At 56.4% G+C, this 16,965-nt stretch carries 20 protein-coding genes; 10 read left to right on the top strand and 10 right to left on the bottom strand.

Annotated features, from left to right (window positions below):
• Positions 1-30: 30 nt before the first annotated feature.
• The 5 genes from HY298_00100 (at position 31) to HY298_00080 (ending at position 2,599) form a co-directional block, all read left to right on the top strand.
• Positions 31-1,020, top strand: a complete 990-nt coding sequence (locus tag HY298_00100; protein MBI3848683.1) for a MoxR family ATPase — start codon at positions 31-33, stop codon at positions 1,018-1,020.
• A 3-nt stretch (positions 1,021-1,023) separates the two neighbouring features.
• Positions 1,024-1,194 (top strand): DUF4160 domain-containing protein, encoded by a 171-nt coding sequence (locus HY298_00095; GenBank protein MBI3848682.1) that lies wholly within the window; start codon positions 1,024-1,026, stop codon positions 1,192-1,194.
• Between the two features lie 43 nt (positions 1,195-1,237).
• The gene (locus HY298_00090; GenBank protein MBI3848681.1) at positions 1,238-1,504 is read left to right on the top strand and encodes a DUF2442 domain-containing protein; all 267 of its coding nucleotides are present in this window, start codon (positions 1,238-1,240) and stop codon (positions 1,502-1,504) included.
• Positions 1,505-1,619: 115 nt separating this feature from the next.
• Positions 1,620-1,832 carry a type II toxin-antitoxin system HicB family antitoxin gene (locus tag HY298_00085; protein ID MBI3848680.1) on the top strand — a complete coding sequence of 71 codons (213 nt, stop codon included), beginning with the start codon at positions 1,620-1,622 and terminating at the stop codon, positions 1,830-1,832.
• Between the two features lie 275 nt (positions 1,833-2,107).
• Entirely contained in the window at positions 2,108-2,599 is a 492-nt protein-coding gene (locus HY298_00080) for a hypothetical protein (protein ID MBI3848679.1), read from the top strand.
• A gap of 451 nt (positions 2,600-3,050) precedes the next feature.
• Here the strand turns inward: HY298_00080 and HY298_00075 are convergent, their stop codons facing one another.
• Complete coding sequence (locus HY298_00075) at positions 3,051-3,437, bottom strand: addiction module protein (GenBank protein MBI3848678.1); 387 nt, start codon at positions 3,435-3,437, stop codon at positions 3,051-3,053.
• An 81-nt stretch (positions 3,438-3,518) separates the two neighbouring features.
• Between HY298_00075 and HY298_00070 the strand changes: the two genes are divergently transcribed.
• From HY298_00070 to HY298_00055, 4 genes are read left to right on the top strand one after another with little or no spacing between them, the layout of a single operon-like run.
• Entirely contained in the window at positions 3,519-4,478 is a 960-nt protein-coding gene (locus HY298_00070) for a DUF58 domain-containing protein (protein MBI3848677.1), read from the top strand.
• Positions 4,475-5,074, top strand: coding sequence for a hypothetical protein (locus HY298_00065; protein ID MBI3848676.1), 600 nt, complete (start codon positions 4,475-4,477; stop codon positions 5,072-5,074). Before HY298_00070 ends, HY298_00065 begins: the two co-directional genes overlap by 4 nt.
• Positions 5,071-6,066 carry a VWA domain-containing protein gene (locus tag HY298_00060; GenBank protein ID MBI3848675.1) on the top strand — a complete coding sequence of 332 codons (996 nt, stop codon included), beginning with the start codon at positions 5,071-5,073 and terminating at the stop codon, positions 6,064-6,066. Before HY298_00065 ends, HY298_00060 begins: the two co-directional genes overlap by 4 nt.
• The gene (locus HY298_00055) at positions 5,997-8,009 is read left to right on the top strand and encodes a VWA domain-containing protein (protein ID MBI3848674.1); all 2,013 of its coding nucleotides are present in this window, start codon (positions 5,997-5,999) and stop codon (positions 8,007-8,009) included. The genes HY298_00060 and HY298_00055 overlap by 70 nt, the downstream gene beginning before the upstream one ends.
• Before the next feature lie 91 nt (positions 8,010-8,100).
• Here HY298_00055 and HY298_00050 read toward each other — a convergent pair whose 3' ends face one another.
• The 7 genes from HY298_00050 to HY298_00020 form a co-directional block, all read right to left on the bottom strand.
• A complete protein-coding gene (locus tag HY298_00050; GenBank protein ID MBI3848673.1) occupies positions 8,101-8,736 on the bottom strand; it encodes a 50S ribosomal protein L9 in 636 nt (211 codons plus the stop codon).
• Between the two features lie 77 nt (positions 8,737-8,813).
• Positions 8,814-9,266 carry a single-stranded DNA-binding protein gene (ssb, locus tag HY298_00045; GenBank protein MBI3848672.1) on the bottom strand — a complete coding sequence of 151 codons (453 nt, stop codon included), beginning with the start codon at positions 9,264-9,266 and terminating at the stop codon, positions 8,814-8,816.
• 8 nt (positions 9,267-9,274) lie between these two features.
• Positions 9,275-9,592, bottom strand: a complete 318-nt coding sequence (rpsF, locus tag HY298_00040; protein MBI3848671.1) for a 30S ribosomal protein S6 — start codon at positions 9,590-9,592, stop codon at positions 9,275-9,277.
• Positions 9,589-10,203, bottom strand: coding sequence for an aminoacyl-tRNA hydrolase (locus HY298_00035; protein MBI3848670.1), 615 nt, complete (start codon positions 10,201-10,203; stop codon positions 9,589-9,591). The genes rpsF and HY298_00035 overlap by 4 nt, the downstream gene beginning before the upstream one ends.
• A 26-nt stretch (positions 10,204-10,229) precedes the next feature.
• The gene (locus tag HY298_00030) at positions 10,230-11,027 is read right to left on the bottom strand and encodes a 50S ribosomal protein L25 (protein ID MBI3848669.1); all 798 of its coding nucleotides are present in this window, start codon (positions 11,025-11,027) and stop codon (positions 10,230-10,232) included.
• Positions 11,028-11,060: 33 nt separating this feature from the next.
• Positions 11,061-12,005, bottom strand: coding sequence for a ribose-phosphate pyrophosphokinase (locus HY298_00025; protein MBI3848668.1), 945 nt, complete (start codon positions 12,003-12,005; stop codon positions 11,061-11,063).
• Between the two features lie 151 nt (positions 12,006-12,156).
• Positions 12,157-14,217 carry a thioredoxin family protein gene (locus HY298_00020; protein MBI3848667.1) on the bottom strand — a complete coding sequence of 687 codons (2,061 nt, stop codon included), beginning with the start codon at positions 14,215-14,217 and terminating at the stop codon, positions 12,157-12,159.
• A gap of 128 nt (positions 14,218-14,345) precedes the next feature.
• On the opposite strand from HY298_00020, the gene HY298_00015 reads away from it, so the two are divergent.
• Complete coding sequence (locus tag HY298_00015; protein MBI3848666.1) at positions 14,346-15,488, top strand: phosphatidylserine/phosphatidylglycerophosphate/cardiolipin synthase family protein; 1,143 nt, start codon at positions 14,346-14,348, stop codon at positions 15,486-15,488.
• Positions 15,489-15,512: 24 nt separating this feature from the next.
• Here HY298_00015 and HY298_00010 read toward each other — a convergent pair whose 3' ends face one another.
• Positions 15,513-16,385, bottom strand: coding sequence for a hypothetical protein (locus HY298_00010; GenBank protein MBI3848665.1), 873 nt, complete (start codon positions 16,383-16,385; stop codon positions 15,513-15,515).
• A gap of 101 nt (positions 16,386-16,486) precedes the next feature.
• Entirely contained in the window at positions 16,487-16,768 is a 282-nt protein-coding gene (locus HY298_00005; GenBank protein ID MBI3848664.1) for a hypothetical protein, read from the bottom strand.
• Between the last annotated feature and the right edge of the window lie 197 nt (positions 16,769-16,965).

Here is a 16,965-nt window from a genome sequence, read left to right as displayed (position 1 = left end):
TGTCGATGTGTCATTAACATAATTACACGAATGAACACCGGCATCCATCAGATCAACGAAACCGTCCGGGACGCCAGCGCTTTTGTGCGGCCTCTCTTTAATGAAATCAGCAAGGTCGTCATCGGTCAAACTTATCTGGTCGAGCGTCTCGCCATCGGTCTGCTGGCCAACGGCCATGTCTTGCTCGAAGGCGTACCGGGTCTCGCCAAAACACTTTCCGTCAAAACCCTTGCCGCCACGCTTCAGGTCAAATTCGCTCGCTTGCAATTCACGCCTGACATGCTCCCCGCCGACGTCATCGGCACGCAGATTTACAACCCGCAATCCGGCGGCTTCACCACGCGGCGCGGGCCGATCTTCGCCAACCTGATTCTTGCCGACGAAATCAACCGCGCACCGGCCAAGGTTCAAAGCGCCCTGCTCGAAGCGATGCAGGAAAAGCAAGTCACCATCGGCGAACAAACCCACAGACTGGAAGAACCCTTCCTCGTGCTCGCCACACAGAATCCCATCGAACAGGAAGGCACTTATCCGCTGCCGGAAGCCCAGGTTGATCGCTTCATGCTCAAACTCAAGATCGGTTATCCCTCGCGCGACGAAGAACGCCAAATCCTCGACCTCATGGCCCGCACTTCCCACTTGCCAACCGCCGGGCCGGTAGTGACGCCAAAGCAGATCCTCGACGCGCGTGAAGTCATCAACGACATCTACGTGGACGACAAGGTCAAGGATTACGTCGTCGATCTGGTCTGCTGCACGCGCGATCCCGGCAACTACCAAATCCAACTGCAAGGATTGATTCAACTCGGCGCTTCACCGCGGGCGACCATTGCGCTGACTCTCGCCGCCAAAGCCTATGCCTTCCTGCGCGGACGCGGCTACGTCACACCGCAAGACGTGAAAAGCATCGGCATGGACGTGCTGCGCCACCGCGTCGCGATCACCTACGAAGCCGAAGCCGAAGAAAAAACCAGCGAAACAGTCATCCAGAAAATCTTTGATGAATTGCCCGTGCCGTGAGCTATGCCGACCATCTTCATTGAAGGCTACAAATTCCGTTTTTACTCGTCGGACGTGCATGAGCCGCCGCACGTTCACGGCATTCACGCGGAGAAGGTGGCGAAAATCTGGCTCAATTCACTCGAAGTCGAATACAATCACGGCTACAATAAAGCTGCATTGAATCGGGTGTAGAAGCTGACACAACAAAACGAAACCAAACTGTTGGAAGCATGGCATGAATACTTTAACCGCTAAAACCACGGAACAAGTCCACGCCCAGAGCGTCCGTTTCACCAACGGCACGCTGCACGTCCGGCTCGACGACTGGCGCGAAATAAGCCTGCCGCTGGCCGAAGTGCCGTGGCTGAAGTGGCTGGCCAAAGCCACGCCCAAGCAACGCGCCAACTGGAAACTTGAGCCGGGCGGCTTCGCGATTTACTGGCCGGACTTGGACGACGGCATCGAGGTTTGTCATCTGCTGGATTTGCAGCCAATTGCTTGAACACGCTCTTTGCCGTCACCTGCGAAGCCGAGGCCGAGGAAAAAACCAGCGAAACGGTCATCCAGAAAATTTTTGATGAGTTGCCCGTGCCGTAAAACCCGTTACCTTGATAACCATGAAAAATAGATTCACCGCAGTGATCAAAAAAGACTCCGACTGGTGGATTGGTTGGGTCGAAGAAATCCCCGGCGTGAACTGTCAGGGCAAAACGAAGGCCGAGTTGTTGAAAAATCTCCGCTCCGCCTTGAGCGAAGCGCTGGAGTTCAACCGCAAAGACGCGCGCAACGCCGCGCAGAATGATTACGAAGAAGCCGCGATTCTGGTGTGAAACACCCGCGAACTCATCCGCCATCTGGCCGCTCACAGTTGCCGGCTCGTCCGCGAAGGGGCGAATCACTCATGGTGGGAAACCCCCGCACTCAATCGCCGCTCGGCTGTCCCGCGCCACACGGAAATCAACCGCTTCCTCGCGCGAAAAACCTGCCGAGATTTGGGAATCGAAGAGCCATGACCGCCTGCGAAGCCGAGGAGAAACCCAGCGAAACGGTCATTCAGAAAATCTTTGATGAGTTGCCTGTGCCGTGAACAGGGCTCGGCAATCAAATGCGTCAGCCAACGACCAAAGATTTTGCAGAATACTTCCAACTAGCACTGGAAGTTGGCCTTTGCCGGGAAAACGACATCGAAGCATGGGCAGACAAAATGATCGCCGAAAGTAGTGCAAGCACTCCAGATTGGTTGCTAAATCTTTCAATCGATAAGGAAGCTAGTAAACGCAGGCTTCTGGACGCTGTTCCAGGCAAATCAGATTTGCCCACTGTTTGGAATCTAGTGCTGGCTCGCTTGGGACTCGCGGCGCGAACTAAGCAGTTTACTGGAGAACAGGTTGTTAGGATTCTGTTTCGATGGGTAATAAACCAGCAAGTTCCAAAAGAGCACGAGTCTGCGGTTTACGTCCTTGATGATGGTTTTGACGGGATCAAAGAAGGTTGGTATTCACTCGACAAGTTTAAAAAAGATTTTGAGGGGTTTTTTAAACCATTCCGCACTTACGAGAGTTTGGTACCTCAGACAAACCTTCAAACGTCGCCATGATCCCTCACGAAATCCTCAAAAAAATCCGGCAGATCGAGATTCGCACGAACCGCATCGTGACCGGGTTTGCGGCCGGAGCGCGGGCTTCAGCCCGCTTCACCGGCCGCACCACTGCCGCGTCCAAAACGAACCCACCACGCAATCCCGTTCGCCCGTTGAAGCGGCGTGAACGCCGCGCTTCCGCCGCCCCGGAGCGCGGCTGTGTGCGAAGCACCAGCCGCAGCACGCTCGACATTTCCAACGCGCTCACGAATCACCACGCGCTGCGGCTGGATTTGCGACCACGGCCGTGCTCCATCATCTCATTAACACCGGGCTTCAGCCCGGTGAATGGCGATGGGGAGACCTTTAACCGTTTTAACGGTTTTCCGCGCGCAGGAAGGCCGTTGAAACGGCTGGAGTTTCTTGGTCACGTTCGCACCTGGCTGAAGCCCGGTGTTAATGAGATGACCTATGCAGAGCGGGCTCGGCGTGCGCGTAGGCGCTTCTTAAGATCCGCTCGCACCTTTTCCCACGGAATGCATCTCTCAGGATGTGCGATCGCTTCACGCGCCCGTCGCTCTAATTCCTCGATTTGCTCCGGCGTCGGTTCGGGGTCAAATCCATTCTCTTGGATGTTTCCCCAAACTCGTTGCGCGAGTTCGATACGGTCGCTGCGGCTCAACTTTGCATCAATCTCGGCCTTCAGAGTTTTCCAAGCGAATAGACCTTCGGGCATTGGCGACGCTTTCCAGCCTTGGAAGCCATCCATGAATTCATCCCAGAGACGATGTGCGAGTTCAACCCGTTCATCGAAGGGAAGTTTTTTCGCTGCGGAAAAGAATTTCGCTACGGACATGGATTCAATTTATTGCGTTGGCTCATTCACGCAAGTCGAGTTTCTCCATTCACGCCTCACACCTCACGCCTCACGCCTCCCATGATTCCCCGCGAAATCCTCAAAAAAATCCGGCAGATCGAGATTCGCACGAACCGGCTCGTCAGCGAAACGCTTGCCGGCCAATACCACAGCGTCTTCAAGGGCCAGGGGATGAATTTCGAGGAGGTGCGCGAGTATCAGCCCGGTGACGAAGTCCGCTCCATTGATTGGAACGTCACCGCGCGCATGAATCATCCCTTCATAAAAAAGTTCGTCGAAGAACGCGAGCTGACTCTGATGCTCGTTGTGGATGTGAGCGGCTCCGGCTTGTTCGGCTCCGGCGAGCAATCCAAACGCGAACTCGCCGCCGAGATCGCCTCCGTGCTCGCCTTCTCCGCCATCCGCAACAACGACAAGGTCGGCCTGATCCTGTTCACCGACGAGGTCGAGAAATTCATTCCGCCGCGCAAGGGACGCCGTCACGTCTTGCGCGTCATTCGGGAAATACTTTTTTTTGAACCCAAACGTCGCGGCACGGATTTGAATCACGCGTTGGAATTTCTCACCCGCGTCACGCCGCATCGCGCCATCGCTGTCGTCGTGTCGGATTTCTTGCTCGAACAGCCGCCGCCTTACCCGGCGAGCAAAGAACAGGCATGGCGCTCAGACAAAATGGTTACACAGACGCTCGTCCCTGTCTCCTTCCCGGCTCTGCGGCAGGCAAATCGACGACACGATGTCGTTGCCGTGCAAATTGCCGACCGCTACGAAATTGAGATGCCCGCGCTTGGCCGTCTAGTGCTTGAAGACGCCGAAACCGGCGAAGTTATCGAAGTCAACACGAACGACGCGAATAAGCGCAAGACCTTCGCGCATCGTCAGGCCGAGGCGCAAAAGGAGCTCGAACGCCTGTTCCGCTCCGCCCGCATCGATGCGATCCAGTTGCGCACCGACCAGCCTTATGCCGCCGCGTTGGGGCGATTTTTTGAAACTCGAGAAAAGCGTCGTCGTCACGGATGAAAACCAATCTCGCCGCGCTCACTTCTTCAACCACCAATCTGTCCGCCGTACCGACGACGAACGACCTGCGCGCCATCAAACCACCCGTGGCGATTCCGACCGGCTGGGAATGGCTCTGGTGGACACTCGGCGTTCTTGCGTTCGCCGCGCTCATTTATTTCGCCTGGCGTTGGTGGCAAAAACGTCGTCAGCAGGCGTCGCCCATCGTCATCGTGCCGCCGCACATTCGCGCCCGGCAAAAACTGCAGGAGGCGCTGGCGTTGATGGACCAACCCCGCTTGTTTTGCATTCTGGTCTCCGACACCATTCGTCTTTACCTGGAGGAACGATTCAATTTCCACGCGCCGGATCGCACCACCGAGGAGTTTTTGCACGAGCTGCAAGCCACCGATTTGTTGAAGCCGGAGCAAAAGAATAGTCTTAGCGAATTCCTCTCGCGCTGTGACCTCGTCAAATTCGCGCGCTATGAACCTGGTCGTCCCGAACTCGAGGACCTGCACGCTTCCGCCTTGCAACTGGTGGACGAAACCGAACCAAAGTTGCCGGAGAACTCCACCTCTCACGCATCACGCATCACGAATCACGTCCACCCATGACCTTCGCCCAACCATACTTTCTACTGCTGCTTCTGCTCCTGCCGTTGGCGGCCTGGTTGAAGGGGCGACGCGGACAACCGCCGGCTTTCCTGTACTCCTCGGCCCAACTCGTCAAAGGAATCGACCAGATGACCCGTTCCCGCGCTGGCGGCTGGCTGGCAAAGCTGCGTTGGCTCACGCTCGCTTTGTTCATTGTGGCGCTCGCCCAGCCGCAAAAGATCGCGAGCGAAGAAAAGATCAAAGCCAGCGGCATCGACATCGTGGTGGCGCTCGACCTCTCCGGCAGCATGGCCTCCGAGGATTTTGAAGTGCGTGGCCAGCGCGTGAATCGATTGACCATCGCCAAGGAGGTCCTGAAACAGTTCATCGACCGCCGCCCCGGTGATCGCATCGGTCTGGTCGCCTTCGCCGGGCGCGCTTACATCGCCGCGCCCAAGACGCTTGACCACGATTTTCTGCTGCGAAATCTTGAACGGCTGAACTTGAATACCATCGAAGATGGCACCGCCATCGGCTCGGGACTGTCGGCGGCGCTGAACCGGTTGCGCGAACTGAAGTCGAAAAGTAAGATCATTATCCTGATGACAGACGGTCAGAACAACGCCGGCAAAGTCCCGCCGTTGACCGCCGCGGAAGCCGCGCAGAGCCTCGGCGTCAAGGTTTACACGATTGGCGTGGGAATTCGCGGCACCGCGCCCTTTCCGCGCGTGGACGCGTTCGGGCGAAAATTTTACGTGCCGATGGAAGTGGACATTGACGAAGACACATTGAAGAAAATTGCCGATCAAACCAAAGGAAAGTATTACCGGGCCGACAGCACCGACACGCTGAAGAAAGTTTACGCGGAGATCGATCAACTGGAAAAAACCGAGGCGAACATCAAAAAGTTCGCGCGTTACGAGGAATTGTTTCCCTGGGTCGTGTGGCCGGGGCTGTTCCTGCTGTTGCTGGAAATTGGTTTGGGCAATACCGTCTGGAGGAAATTGCCGTGAGATATGCAAACCCCCAAACGCTTTGGTTGCTGCTGGTGGTGTTACCGTTGTTGCTCGCCTTCCTCTGGTGGGCGTGGCGCAAACGGCAACGACTCATCACCCAATTCATCCAATCCCGCCTGTTGGCCGGTCTGATGGCCGGCGTTTCTCTGACTCGCCGGAAGATTCGTCTCGGCCTGATCGTTCTGGCCGTGACTCTCTCGCTGGTGGCGCTCGCGCGGCCCCAATGGGGATTCGATTGGGAGGAAGTCAAACAACGCGGGCTGGACATCGTGGTGGCCATCGACACATCGCGCAGCATGCTGGCTGAAGATGTGAAACCCGATCGGTTGACCAAGGCCAAGTATGCGGCGCTGGACTTGATGCAGCAGGCCCGGTCCGACCGGCTCGGGTTGGTGGCGTTTGCCGGCACCGCGTTTCTGCAGTGCCCGTTGACAGTGGATGACGAAGCCTTTCGTCAGAGCGTCAACGCGCTGGATGTGAACATCATTCCGCAAGGCGGCACCGCGTTGGCCGCCGCAATAGATACCGCCTTGGCTGCTTTCAAGGATGAAGCGGACAACTACAAAGTCCTCGTGCTCATCACGGACGGCGAAGACCACGACAGCGCGGCTTTGGATGCCGCCAAGAAAGCTGCGAAAGCCGGCCTGCGAATCTTCACCATCGGCATCGGCACAGCCGACGGCGAATTGTTGCGCATCCGCGATGAAAAAGGAAACCTCGACTACGTCAAGGACGATCAAGGCAATGTCGTCAAATCGCGACTCAACGAAGCCTTGCTCCAGCAAATCGCGGGAGCAACCGAGGGCGGCTTTTACCTCCCGCTCCGCGGCGCCAAGACCATAGACACACTTTACGAACGCGGTCTCGCTCCCCTGCCCAAATCCGATCTTACCACCAAACACGTCCGGCGTTATCATGAACGGTTTCACTGGCCGCTGGCCGCGGTGATCTTACTTTTGCTGGCGGAAATGTTTCTGCCAGAACGCAAACGGAAGGTTCAGCCAGCAGCCAGCACCGCTGCCACGGCGAACGCGGCTTTGCGGGAAGCGGTCACCGTTTTGATCGTCGTGTTTCTGCCGGCGACACTGCTGGCCTCGCCTTCCAGCGCCCTGCGTCAATACGAAGCGGGAAAATACGAAAATGCTCTCAAAGAATACCAAGAATTGCTCAAACGCAAAGCGGATGATCCGCGCTTGCATTTCAACGCCGGCGCGTCCGCCTACCAGAACAAACAATTTGACGAAGCCGCCAAGGAATTTAACGAGGTGCTATCGGCGCGTGATTTGCAAATGCAACAGCGCGGCTACTACAACCTCGGCAACACGCTCTATCAACTGGGTGAGAATAATCCGGACCCAACCAAGAAAATCGAAGCGTGGGAGAACTCGGTGAAGAGTTTTGATAGCGCGCTCCAGTTGAACCCCCAGGATGCTGACGCCAAATTCAACTCCGAGTTTGTGAAGAAGAAACTGGAGGAGCTCAAAAAGCAACAGCCGCAATCTTCCCAGAATCAATCCAAACAACAAAAGGATCAGCAAAAAGATCAGAAGCAGGATCAGTCCAAGAATGATTCCAAAAAGGACGAGGCGAAAAACTCGCAGTCCGAACAAAAGAAAGATCCGTCCCAGTCCCAACAAAACTCCCAGTCGCAGAAGGAACAGGAGCAGAAATCCGAACAACAAAAGCAGGCCGACGCACAGTCCAAGGAGAAAAAGGATCAGGCCGACAAGAAAAAAGAATCGCAAGACAAGGCATCCGCCCAGCCACGCGATAAAACACCCGACCAAAACGGCGAGGGACAACCGACCGCGTTGGCCGAAGGCCAGATGACCCCGCAACAGGCATTGCAATTGTTGGACGCCCAAAAAGGCGATGAAAAAGTTCTTCCCATTCCGATTGTCAAACAGGCAACTCCAAATCGGCTTTTCAAGAACTGGTAGGCCCAATACGCCATCTTGATTGTCTCCACATTCTCAGAAAGCAAATAGGCAGGTCGCGTGCCCTGCCTGCGGAAATGGTTTGCCGGAAGGATTATTTTGTTTTGTCGTCCTTGGGCGCGCGTGGTTTCCGTTCAGCGCGCTCAGGTTTCTGAGCCGGTTCAGGTTTCGCAGCGCGCTCAACGCTTTCGGCGCGGGGAGCGCGTTCGGGACGACGACCGCGCTTTTCGGTTTTTTCTTCCACCTTCGGCGGGGCCACCGGCACCTCCACTGGCGTGCTGCTTTCGACGCGCACCTTCAGCTTCATCACCACATCGGGATGCAGGCGAAGCTCGACTTCGTGTTCGCCCAGTGTGCGGATGGCATGTTCGAGGTGGATTTTCTTCTTGTCCAGCACCACGTCGAACTGGTGCTTGAGCTGGTCGGCAATCGCGCCCGCCGTGACGGAGCCGAACATTTTGCCGTCTTCACCGGTCTTGACCGCGAGCACGGCGGTGAGCTTGGACAGGCTCTTGGCCAGCTCGGTCATGGTGTTGAGTTCATTAGCTTCGCGTTCGGCGCGGCGCTGCTTGAGCACTTCCAGCCGACGCTTATTCGCGCCAGTGAGAGGAATGGCCAACCCTTGCGGGAACAAATAGTTGCGGGCGTAACCGGCGGCGACCTTGACATGATCGGACTCGCCGCCCAGGCCCACGATGTTGTTGGTGAGGATGACTTCAGTTTTTGGCATTTTGAAAAAGATTAAGTGTTGAGATTTGAAATCGAGTCGCGGTCGGCAACCGGGCGCAACCGCGCAAATTGTCCAGATTAGAATGGAACGTCGTCGCCTTCGGGCGGGCCATCGCCTTCGATTGGTTCGGCAGCGGCAGTCGGCGCTTGAGCAGTTGGTGCGCGTGACGGAGCAGGCGCACCGCCCTCGCTGGCGCGAGGGCTACCCAGGAACTGGACCGATTCCGCCACAACGCCGAGTTTGCTGCGCTTCTGGCCGGTTTGCTTGTCATCCCACTGGTCGAGCCGCAACCGACCTTCGACGAGGAGCGGACTGCCTTTGCGCATGTACTGCGCGACGTTTTCAGCGGTACGGCCAAACATGTCCACGTCTACAAAGGTCACCTCTTCCTTCTTTTCTCCGGTGTCACTGGTCCAGACGCGATTCACTGCCAGACCAATCTTGGCGACAGCGGTTCCTTTCGGCGTGTAGCGCAGCTCTGGATCGCGAGTGAGATTTCCAACGAGGATGACTTTGTTAAAGCTGGCCATAACTGGAATTAGTTGGTGGTTTTAGCGGCGGTTTTGGGCGTCGGCGCCACCGAGATCAAGACCCGGAACACGTCCTCGTTCAAGGCAAAGCGATGGCGCAACTGATTCACCGCGGCGGGCTGGCTCTCAAAGATGACGTTGACGTAAAAGCCGGAACTGTTTTTCTTGTTGGCCACGCGAGAGAAATTTTTTTTCTCCATCTTCTGCACGGTCTCCACTTTGCCACCCGCCGATACAATCTCCGCGGAGATTTTATCGATGGCGTCCTTGATCGTTTCTTCTTTGCCAGCGGTGTTCAAGATGAACAAGCCTTCGTATTTTTTCACTCGGTTCTTTCTTTCTGTTGACCGGAGTCTTGAATCACTCCGTTAAATTGGTTCATTGCTTTCTCGATGCCGGCATTCAACCAGCATTCCGCCTGGTCAGCCGCCCGCGTCAAAACTTTCTCCAACAACTTGCTCTCGTCCGTGCTGAATTCTCCCAGCACGTAATTCGTGATCGCCCGCGCCTGGCCCGCCGCACGACCGATGCCGATCCGCAGCCGCGCAAAATTCCGCGTGGCCAGATGCTGCTCAATCGATTCCAGCCCGTGATGACCGCCGCTGCTGCCGCGCGGTCGCAACCGAATTTCGCCCAACGGCAGGTCCGCATCGTCCACCACCACCATCAGTTTCCCGGGCGGCACCCGATAAAAACTCGCCAACGCTCCAACCGCCTCGCCGCTGTTATTCATATAAGTCTGCGGCTGGCACAACAACAACCGCCGGTCGTCCTGCTTCGCACGCGCGAGGCGCGACTGGAATTTCTTGACGGTTTTCCAACCGGCCTGCCAGCGATCCGCCAACCGTTCGAGCACGAGAAAACCGGCGTTGTGGCGCGTACCGGCGTATTCCCCGCCCGGGTTGCCCAATCCCACAATGAGATGCAAATTCTCCATGCGGGATCACCCACACCGGCGTCGGGCTACTTTTTCTTCTCAGCCTTCTTCTCGGCGCCTTTGTCCGCAGCTTTCTCGGCGCCTTTTTCGGGAGCTTTTTCCGCGCCCTTCTCAGCGGTTTTGTCGCCCGGTTTGGCGCCTGCTTTACCAACGGGTGCCGCTGCCGCGCCTTCCTCATCCTTTTTCTCTTTGATCATCTCGACTTCACCCGGCACAGCCGCCGCGGCCGCTTCCGCTTCCGCCAATTCCTGGGCCTCCGTGATGGGCATGGCCACTGAGAGAACCGAAACGTGTTTCTCGCCTAGGATTTCGGTGCCGGGCGGAGGTTGAATTTCACCAATGTGGATGGATTGACCCAATTCCAGTTTGGAAACATCCACCTGGATGAACTCCGGCAAATCCTTGGGCAACGCGCGCACCTTGAGTTTGAACAAGACGTGTTCCAATACGCCGCCGCCGGTCTTGACGCCCGCCGCTTCGCCTACGGTTTCTACCGGCACCATGACCGTGACTTTTTCGTTTTCGGCGACTTCGTGAAAATCGACATGCAGCACCTGGCCGTTCAGGGCGTGATGCTGGACTTCCTGCACCAAAGCCAGCCGCTTGGGACGGACATCGTCCTGGATGGCGAGGTCCACCAAGAGATTCTCTGACACCGAATGATGAATCAAATCGTCGAGGTCTTTGGTGCTGACTTCGAGGTTTTGCGGCTGCTGGCTGCGGCCATAAATGACCGCCGGCACGCGGCCGGAGGAGCGCAATTTCTTGACCCCGCCGCGGCGAACCTGTGTCCGGGGAAACGCATTCAATAATACTGATTTCATGATTAAATTGTCTGCTGTGCGACGCGCCAACCACTAACTGGTGCGCCCGCCTTTGAATTCAAACAGCGAAGTGACCGAGGAATTACTGTTGATCCGCTTGATCGCTTCGCCCAACAAACCCGCCACCGACAGCGTGGTTATTTTGACCCCGTCAATTGCAGGGCGGACGACAGTATCAGTGGTAATGAGTTCGTCAATATTAGATTTTCGCAATCTTTCGATCCCCAGATCGTTCAATATCGCATGGGAAACACAGGCCAGAATCTGCTTTGCGCCCTTCCGCTTAAGCAATGTGGCGGCGCTTGTCAATGTCCCTGCCGTTTCCGTCAAATCATCGACCATCAAGACGTTCTTACCTCGGATTTCGCCGATGACAGCCATCGATTCCACCTCCAGCGCACTCTTCCGCCGCTTCGCCACGATGGCCAGTCCACCTTCGAGCACCTCCGAATACGCGTGCGCCATCTTCAACCCGCCGACATCCGGACTGACCACCACCAGGTTTTCAAGCTTCTTAGTTCTCAAGTAATCGTACATGACCGGCGCGGCGTAGAGATGATCAACCGGAATGTCGAAGAAACCTTGAATTTGTTGCGCGTGCAAATCCATCGTCAGGACACGATTGGCACCCGCCGCCACCAACAGGTTGGCCACCAACTTGGCCGTGATCGGCACCCGCGGTTGGTCTTTGCGGTCCTGCCGCGCGTAACCGTAAAACGGCAACACCGCGGTGATGCGCGTGGCGCTGGCGCGCCGTAACGCATCCATCATGATGAACATCTCCATCAGGTTCTGGTTCGTCGGCGGGCTGCTGGATTGCACCACGAACACATCTTCACCCCGCACATTCTCCTCGATCTTGACGAAGGTCTCGCCGTCGGGAAACGGGCTGATGTTGCATTTGCCCAACTCGATGCCGATGTATTCGCAAATCGCCCTGGACAAAGGAGGATTGGATGTGCCGCTAAAAATTTTCACAATGAGTCTGCTTTTCTGATTTCGCCAAAATAAAAAACCACCGACCACGGTGGGTTGCCATCCAGCATGAATGTGAACAGGACTCTAGCTTCCACCCTCCCGAGTGCAAGCGCAATTTTGGCCGCAGTTCCAAGCGAAATCTGTTCCGGGACTACTTCGTCGCCTTTTCCAGAGCGTCCAAAACAATCTGCGGCCTCAGCAGCGGCGGAAGAACAATCGGCTCCGCATTGGGGTTCTTCGGAAACACCACAACCAACGGCACGGCATCGCGACCGAAGCGGTGCAGCTCCTTGCCGATGAGCTCGTCCTGAAGCGTGTAGTCGGCCATCAATGTGACGGCTTTTGCGTCGGCGAGCTTTGCTCGAACTTTGGGAACATCAATGCTCGTGCGTAAATTGAGCTGGCAGGTGAGGCACCAGTCCGCGGTAAAGTCCACCAGCACGGAATGGCCGTCTGCGCGGGCCTTTTCCACGGCGGCTTGACTCCACTTCTGCCATTTGATTCCCTCGTGGCGAGTCACCGCGTAACCACCCACCGTGCCCAGCAACAGCAGCGTGATCAGCACCGCCAGCCCGCGCCGGCTGCCGCCGCGCTGGACAAACTCGCCCCAAATCCACGCCGCCATCGCCACCGTTACGAGAAAAATCCCAAACCACAGCGACTGGCTTTTGTTGAGATGATTGAGCGAGAGTTTGTAAAGCCAGACGACCGTGGCGAGCATAGGAAATCCGAGCGCGACTTTGAAACGCAACATCCAAGGCCCGGGTTTGGGCAGAAATTTGAGCAACGCAGGATTCCACGTCAGCACAATGTAAGGCGCGGCCAATCCCAGCGCGATGAAACTGAACGCCCACAAGACGATCAGTGGTGGCTGCGCAAATGCGAACGTCAGCGCTCCGGCGAGGAACGGCGCGGTGCAGGGGATCGCCAACGCGGTCGCCAGCACGCCGTTGAAAAAAGCGCCCGATGCACCACTCCTTCTGGTTAGCGCGTCTGTGGCGCTCATCGCCCCGCCGCCCAGCGTGACTTCAAAAAGGCCGAAGAGATTGAGCGCCACGAGCGTAACCAGGATGGTCATACCGATGACGAAGTTTCGATTCTGCATCTGCATTCCCCAACTGACAACTTCGCCCGCCTTCTGCGCCGCAATCAGGAAGCCCGCCAGCACCAGGAACGAACAGAGTATGCCGAACGCGTAAATGAAACTGAGCCGGCGCGCGCGGCCCGGCGCTTCGCCGCTTTGTTTGACGAAGCTGAAAACTTTCAACGCAATCACAGGCAGAACGCAGGGCATGATGTTCAGAATCAAACCGCCCAAAAAAGCCAGGCCCAGTCCGGTCAACAATGCTACCCAGGAGAATGGAGTTGATGCCGCGTCGCCACCGGAAGAATTCTCGATCGGTAAATTGACTTCCCAGGAAAGCTGTTTGCCGTCCTCTTTGGCGACCAGAATTCCTTGGAGTTGCCTCGGCCAGTTCCATTCAAGCTTCTTCACTTGTTTGCGGAGGCGGATTTTTCCAGCCTCGGCTGTGAGCTGCTCCGCCGAGGACTGGACCTCAATTTGCTCGTTGGCGTAAGGGAAAAAATCGGAGTCGGTTGCAGTTTGGCCCGTAGTCCATTCCATAATGACCGGACGCATGTCGCTGCTGGATGGTTTCTCCCAGCGCGCGATCGCGGACAACCTGTCCGAGGACTTGGGCAGTTTGTTGCGCCACTTTTCGACCAAACTTACTTCAGAAGATGGCTTTAACTCTGACGCGACGAGGAGTTTGGTCGAGACGTTCGTGTTGCCGGGAATGCAGGTATCTTCACATTCGAGCCACGAGACTTTGGCCTTAAGTTCCAGTGGGCCAGGCTTCAAGTCTGGCGCGAGCTTCAACGGAACGAGCAGAACGACTTCGTCGTTGTAGACGTAGCTCGTCTCGTTGGAGATGGTCAGTTTTTCCGGCAGCGGCCACTGAATTTCCCCCGCGCTGACTCCTTGTGGCAATTGCCACGTAATCGAAGTGGCGATTCCTGGCCCACCGGGATTTCGCCAGTACGTGTGCCAGCCAGCCGCCATTTTCAACCGCACGCCCGCCATCACGGTGTCGCCGGCGCGCGCCGTTTCCGCCGACAGCAACAGGCGCACCTGGGTTGTGGTTGCCGCGTTCGCAGACAAACCAGCTACACCCATCAGCAAGGTCGCGCATAATCTCAGAGATAGTCGCACATCCATATAGATGCCCGAAATCGGGAAACATTTGAAATTAATTTGTGGCTTTTTTTTGAACCTTTTCACACAACACTGTGCAATCCTAACAGGTTGAAAAACCAGTGACCCGCGAATAATCTGCGGCCATGGCGTCGCCCAATACGAATACCTACCGCTGGTTGCGAACGGGCGATGAGGTCTTCCCCGCCATGTTGGCCGCCATCCACGGCGCACAAAGAATCATCCGTTTGGAAATCTACATTTACAGCGGCGGTGAGCTGGGCAAACGTTTTCGTGACGCGCTGGTGCGCGCACAACAACGCGGTGTTGACGTCAAGGTGATGCTGGATTCCTTCGGTTCGATCACACTTTCCGGTAGTTTTTGGGACCAGTTGATCGCCGCCGGCGGCCAGTTTCACTGGTTCAATCCGATGTCGCTCCAGCGATTCGGCATCCGCGATCATCGCAAGATGCTGGTTTGCGACGAACAAATCGCCTTCATCGGCGGGTTCAATATCGCTTCCGAATACGAAGGCGACGGCGTGACGAAAGGCTGGCACGATCTCGGATTGCAAATCACCGGGCCGCTGGCGCGAGAACTGTCCGTGGCTTTCGACAACCAGTTTGCCCGCGCTGATTTCCAGCACCACCGCTTCGTGCGATTACGGAAATACGCCGTTAAAAAATCGATCGCAGGGCACGACGGGGAACTGTTGCTGAGCGGACCGGGACGCGGGCGCAGTCCCATCAAACGCGCTTTGCAAAAGGATTTGGTCCACGCCCAGGATGTTAAAATCATTCAAGCCTATTTTCTGCCTACGTGGCGGATTCGGCGTGAACTCATACGCGTGGCGCGACGCGGGGGGCGTGTGCAATTAATTCTGGCTGGCAAATCAGACGTGACACTCTCGCGACTGGCCACGCACAGTCTCTACCAGCGATTTTTACGGGCCGGCATCGAGATCTACGAATATCAGCCGCAAATTCTCCACGCCAAGCTGATCATTGTGAATCATGTCGTTTATGCCGGTTCCGCGAATCTTGATTCGCGCGGCCTGCACATCAACTATGAATTGCTCGTGCGGTTGCAGGATCCAAAACTGGTGGCGGGCGCGCGGGAAATGTTTGCCAACGATCTGAAACATTGCCTGCGCGTTGAACGGGCGGCTTGGCGGAAGTCGCGCACGTTCTGGAACAAGCTCAAGGAACGCTGGGCTTACTTTATTGTGGCGCGCGTCGATCCTTACGTCGCCCGGCGACAGTTGAAAACATGGCGTCACTCACAGTGAACTTTTGAGACAGGCCGGCGCAGGTCATCGGGCCAGCGCCACGAGGTAACGTTGCAGGCGCGCGGTTTCGTCGGGCCGTTCGAGATGGCGATAGATTTGATGCAGGTTGCCGCAGATGCGCATCAACATGCGGCGCGGAGTGACGGGCGCCAGATAGGCATCCTGCAAACCGAAATTGCTGTGCACCAGATAACTGATGCAGTCCGCCTTGTTCAAGAGTTTGCCGCGATTGAATACGTCGATAAAAACTTCGCGCGCGGCGGATTGATACCGGCAGACGAAATGTCCGGGTAATCCAATGCCGCTGACGGGCAGCCGCAGCCGCCGCGCCAGGGAGAGATAGACCAGGCAGAGGTTGATGGGATTGCCGGTGCGCCGGTCGATGACGCGGTTCAAATAACTGTTCTCCGGGTCGTAGTAAGATTGGTCGTTGCCGACAAAACCCAGTTCGCCGAAGAGATACTCGTTGACCGTCGTCAGGAGTTTATCCGCGTCAGCGCTGATATTAATCCGCTCGCGCAGTTCGCCGGCATGACTGTCAAGCAAGGCCTGATACGCTTCGATGTTGATGTCGGGGTATTGCGTTTGCGCCAGCAACCACGCGCCTGCTTCCACATCCAGGTCCTCGCCCTGTTTCAAACAAAAGGTCAGGAAGCGATTGTCCGCCTCCTTGCGCGCCAGATGGTGGACAATCTCCATTGACCGCCGGCGCAACACCGGATTGCTGTCGAGAGCGTAAGGCCGCAGCCACTGGCTCACGGCCGCACCGTGCGAGAGAATCTTGGCGCGCACCTTCCGGTAAACGGCGGTGTCCTCGTCCGCCAGCAGAGTGATCAAGGCCGATTTCTGCTTTTCCGAGAGCGTCGTCTTCGACTCATCAATGATCGTTGCAGTCATAACAATCCTCTGACGCAGAGTTAAGCAGAAAGCTTCGAAAAACTCAAGAACGAATACTGTCTCCAAGATAGTTCTTAAAAGGAAGGAGCCTGAAACCGTGGCTAGTCGGGATCTTTTCGCTCGTCGGCGTCAATTTTCTTCAATGCGTCCCGCACCAGATCGCGTTGCTGCTCCTGCGCGTGGCGTCGCACCGCCTGAACATCGAGCAAGGCCGCCAGGAGGGTCAAGACCGTCAGGACAAGGCAGGCAAACCAGTAAAGGATGAAACCCATTCCGTCGAGATACCCGCTCAACAAAGTCTGTCCCAGAATCAACATTGCGGCAGCGCCCGTCAGACAGGCAGTGCCAAACTGTCGACGTCGGGTGTAAACGGACTTGGCCATAGAGCAAAGCTATCACCATCAATGCTCAATGAGCAGCACAAATCCTCAGTCTTGGGAGAGAAATTTCCAAAAGTTGTGGATGGCGGGGGGTGGAGGGCATCCCAAGGGTAAATGTGTTTACGCTGCTATTGCCTTGGGGTTGAGTTCGACACCATCGACGAACTTCACTCCCGCGATCACGCGATCCAGTAACTCAT

The organism is Verrucomicrobiota bacterium, assembly GCA_016200005.1.
GTDB lineage: Bacteria > Verrucomicrobiota > Verrucomicrobiia > Limisphaerales > PALSA-1396 > PALSA-1396.
The sequence above is the reverse complement of the archived record's forward strand: the minus strand, read 5'-3'. Positions and strand labels throughout refer to the sequence as shown.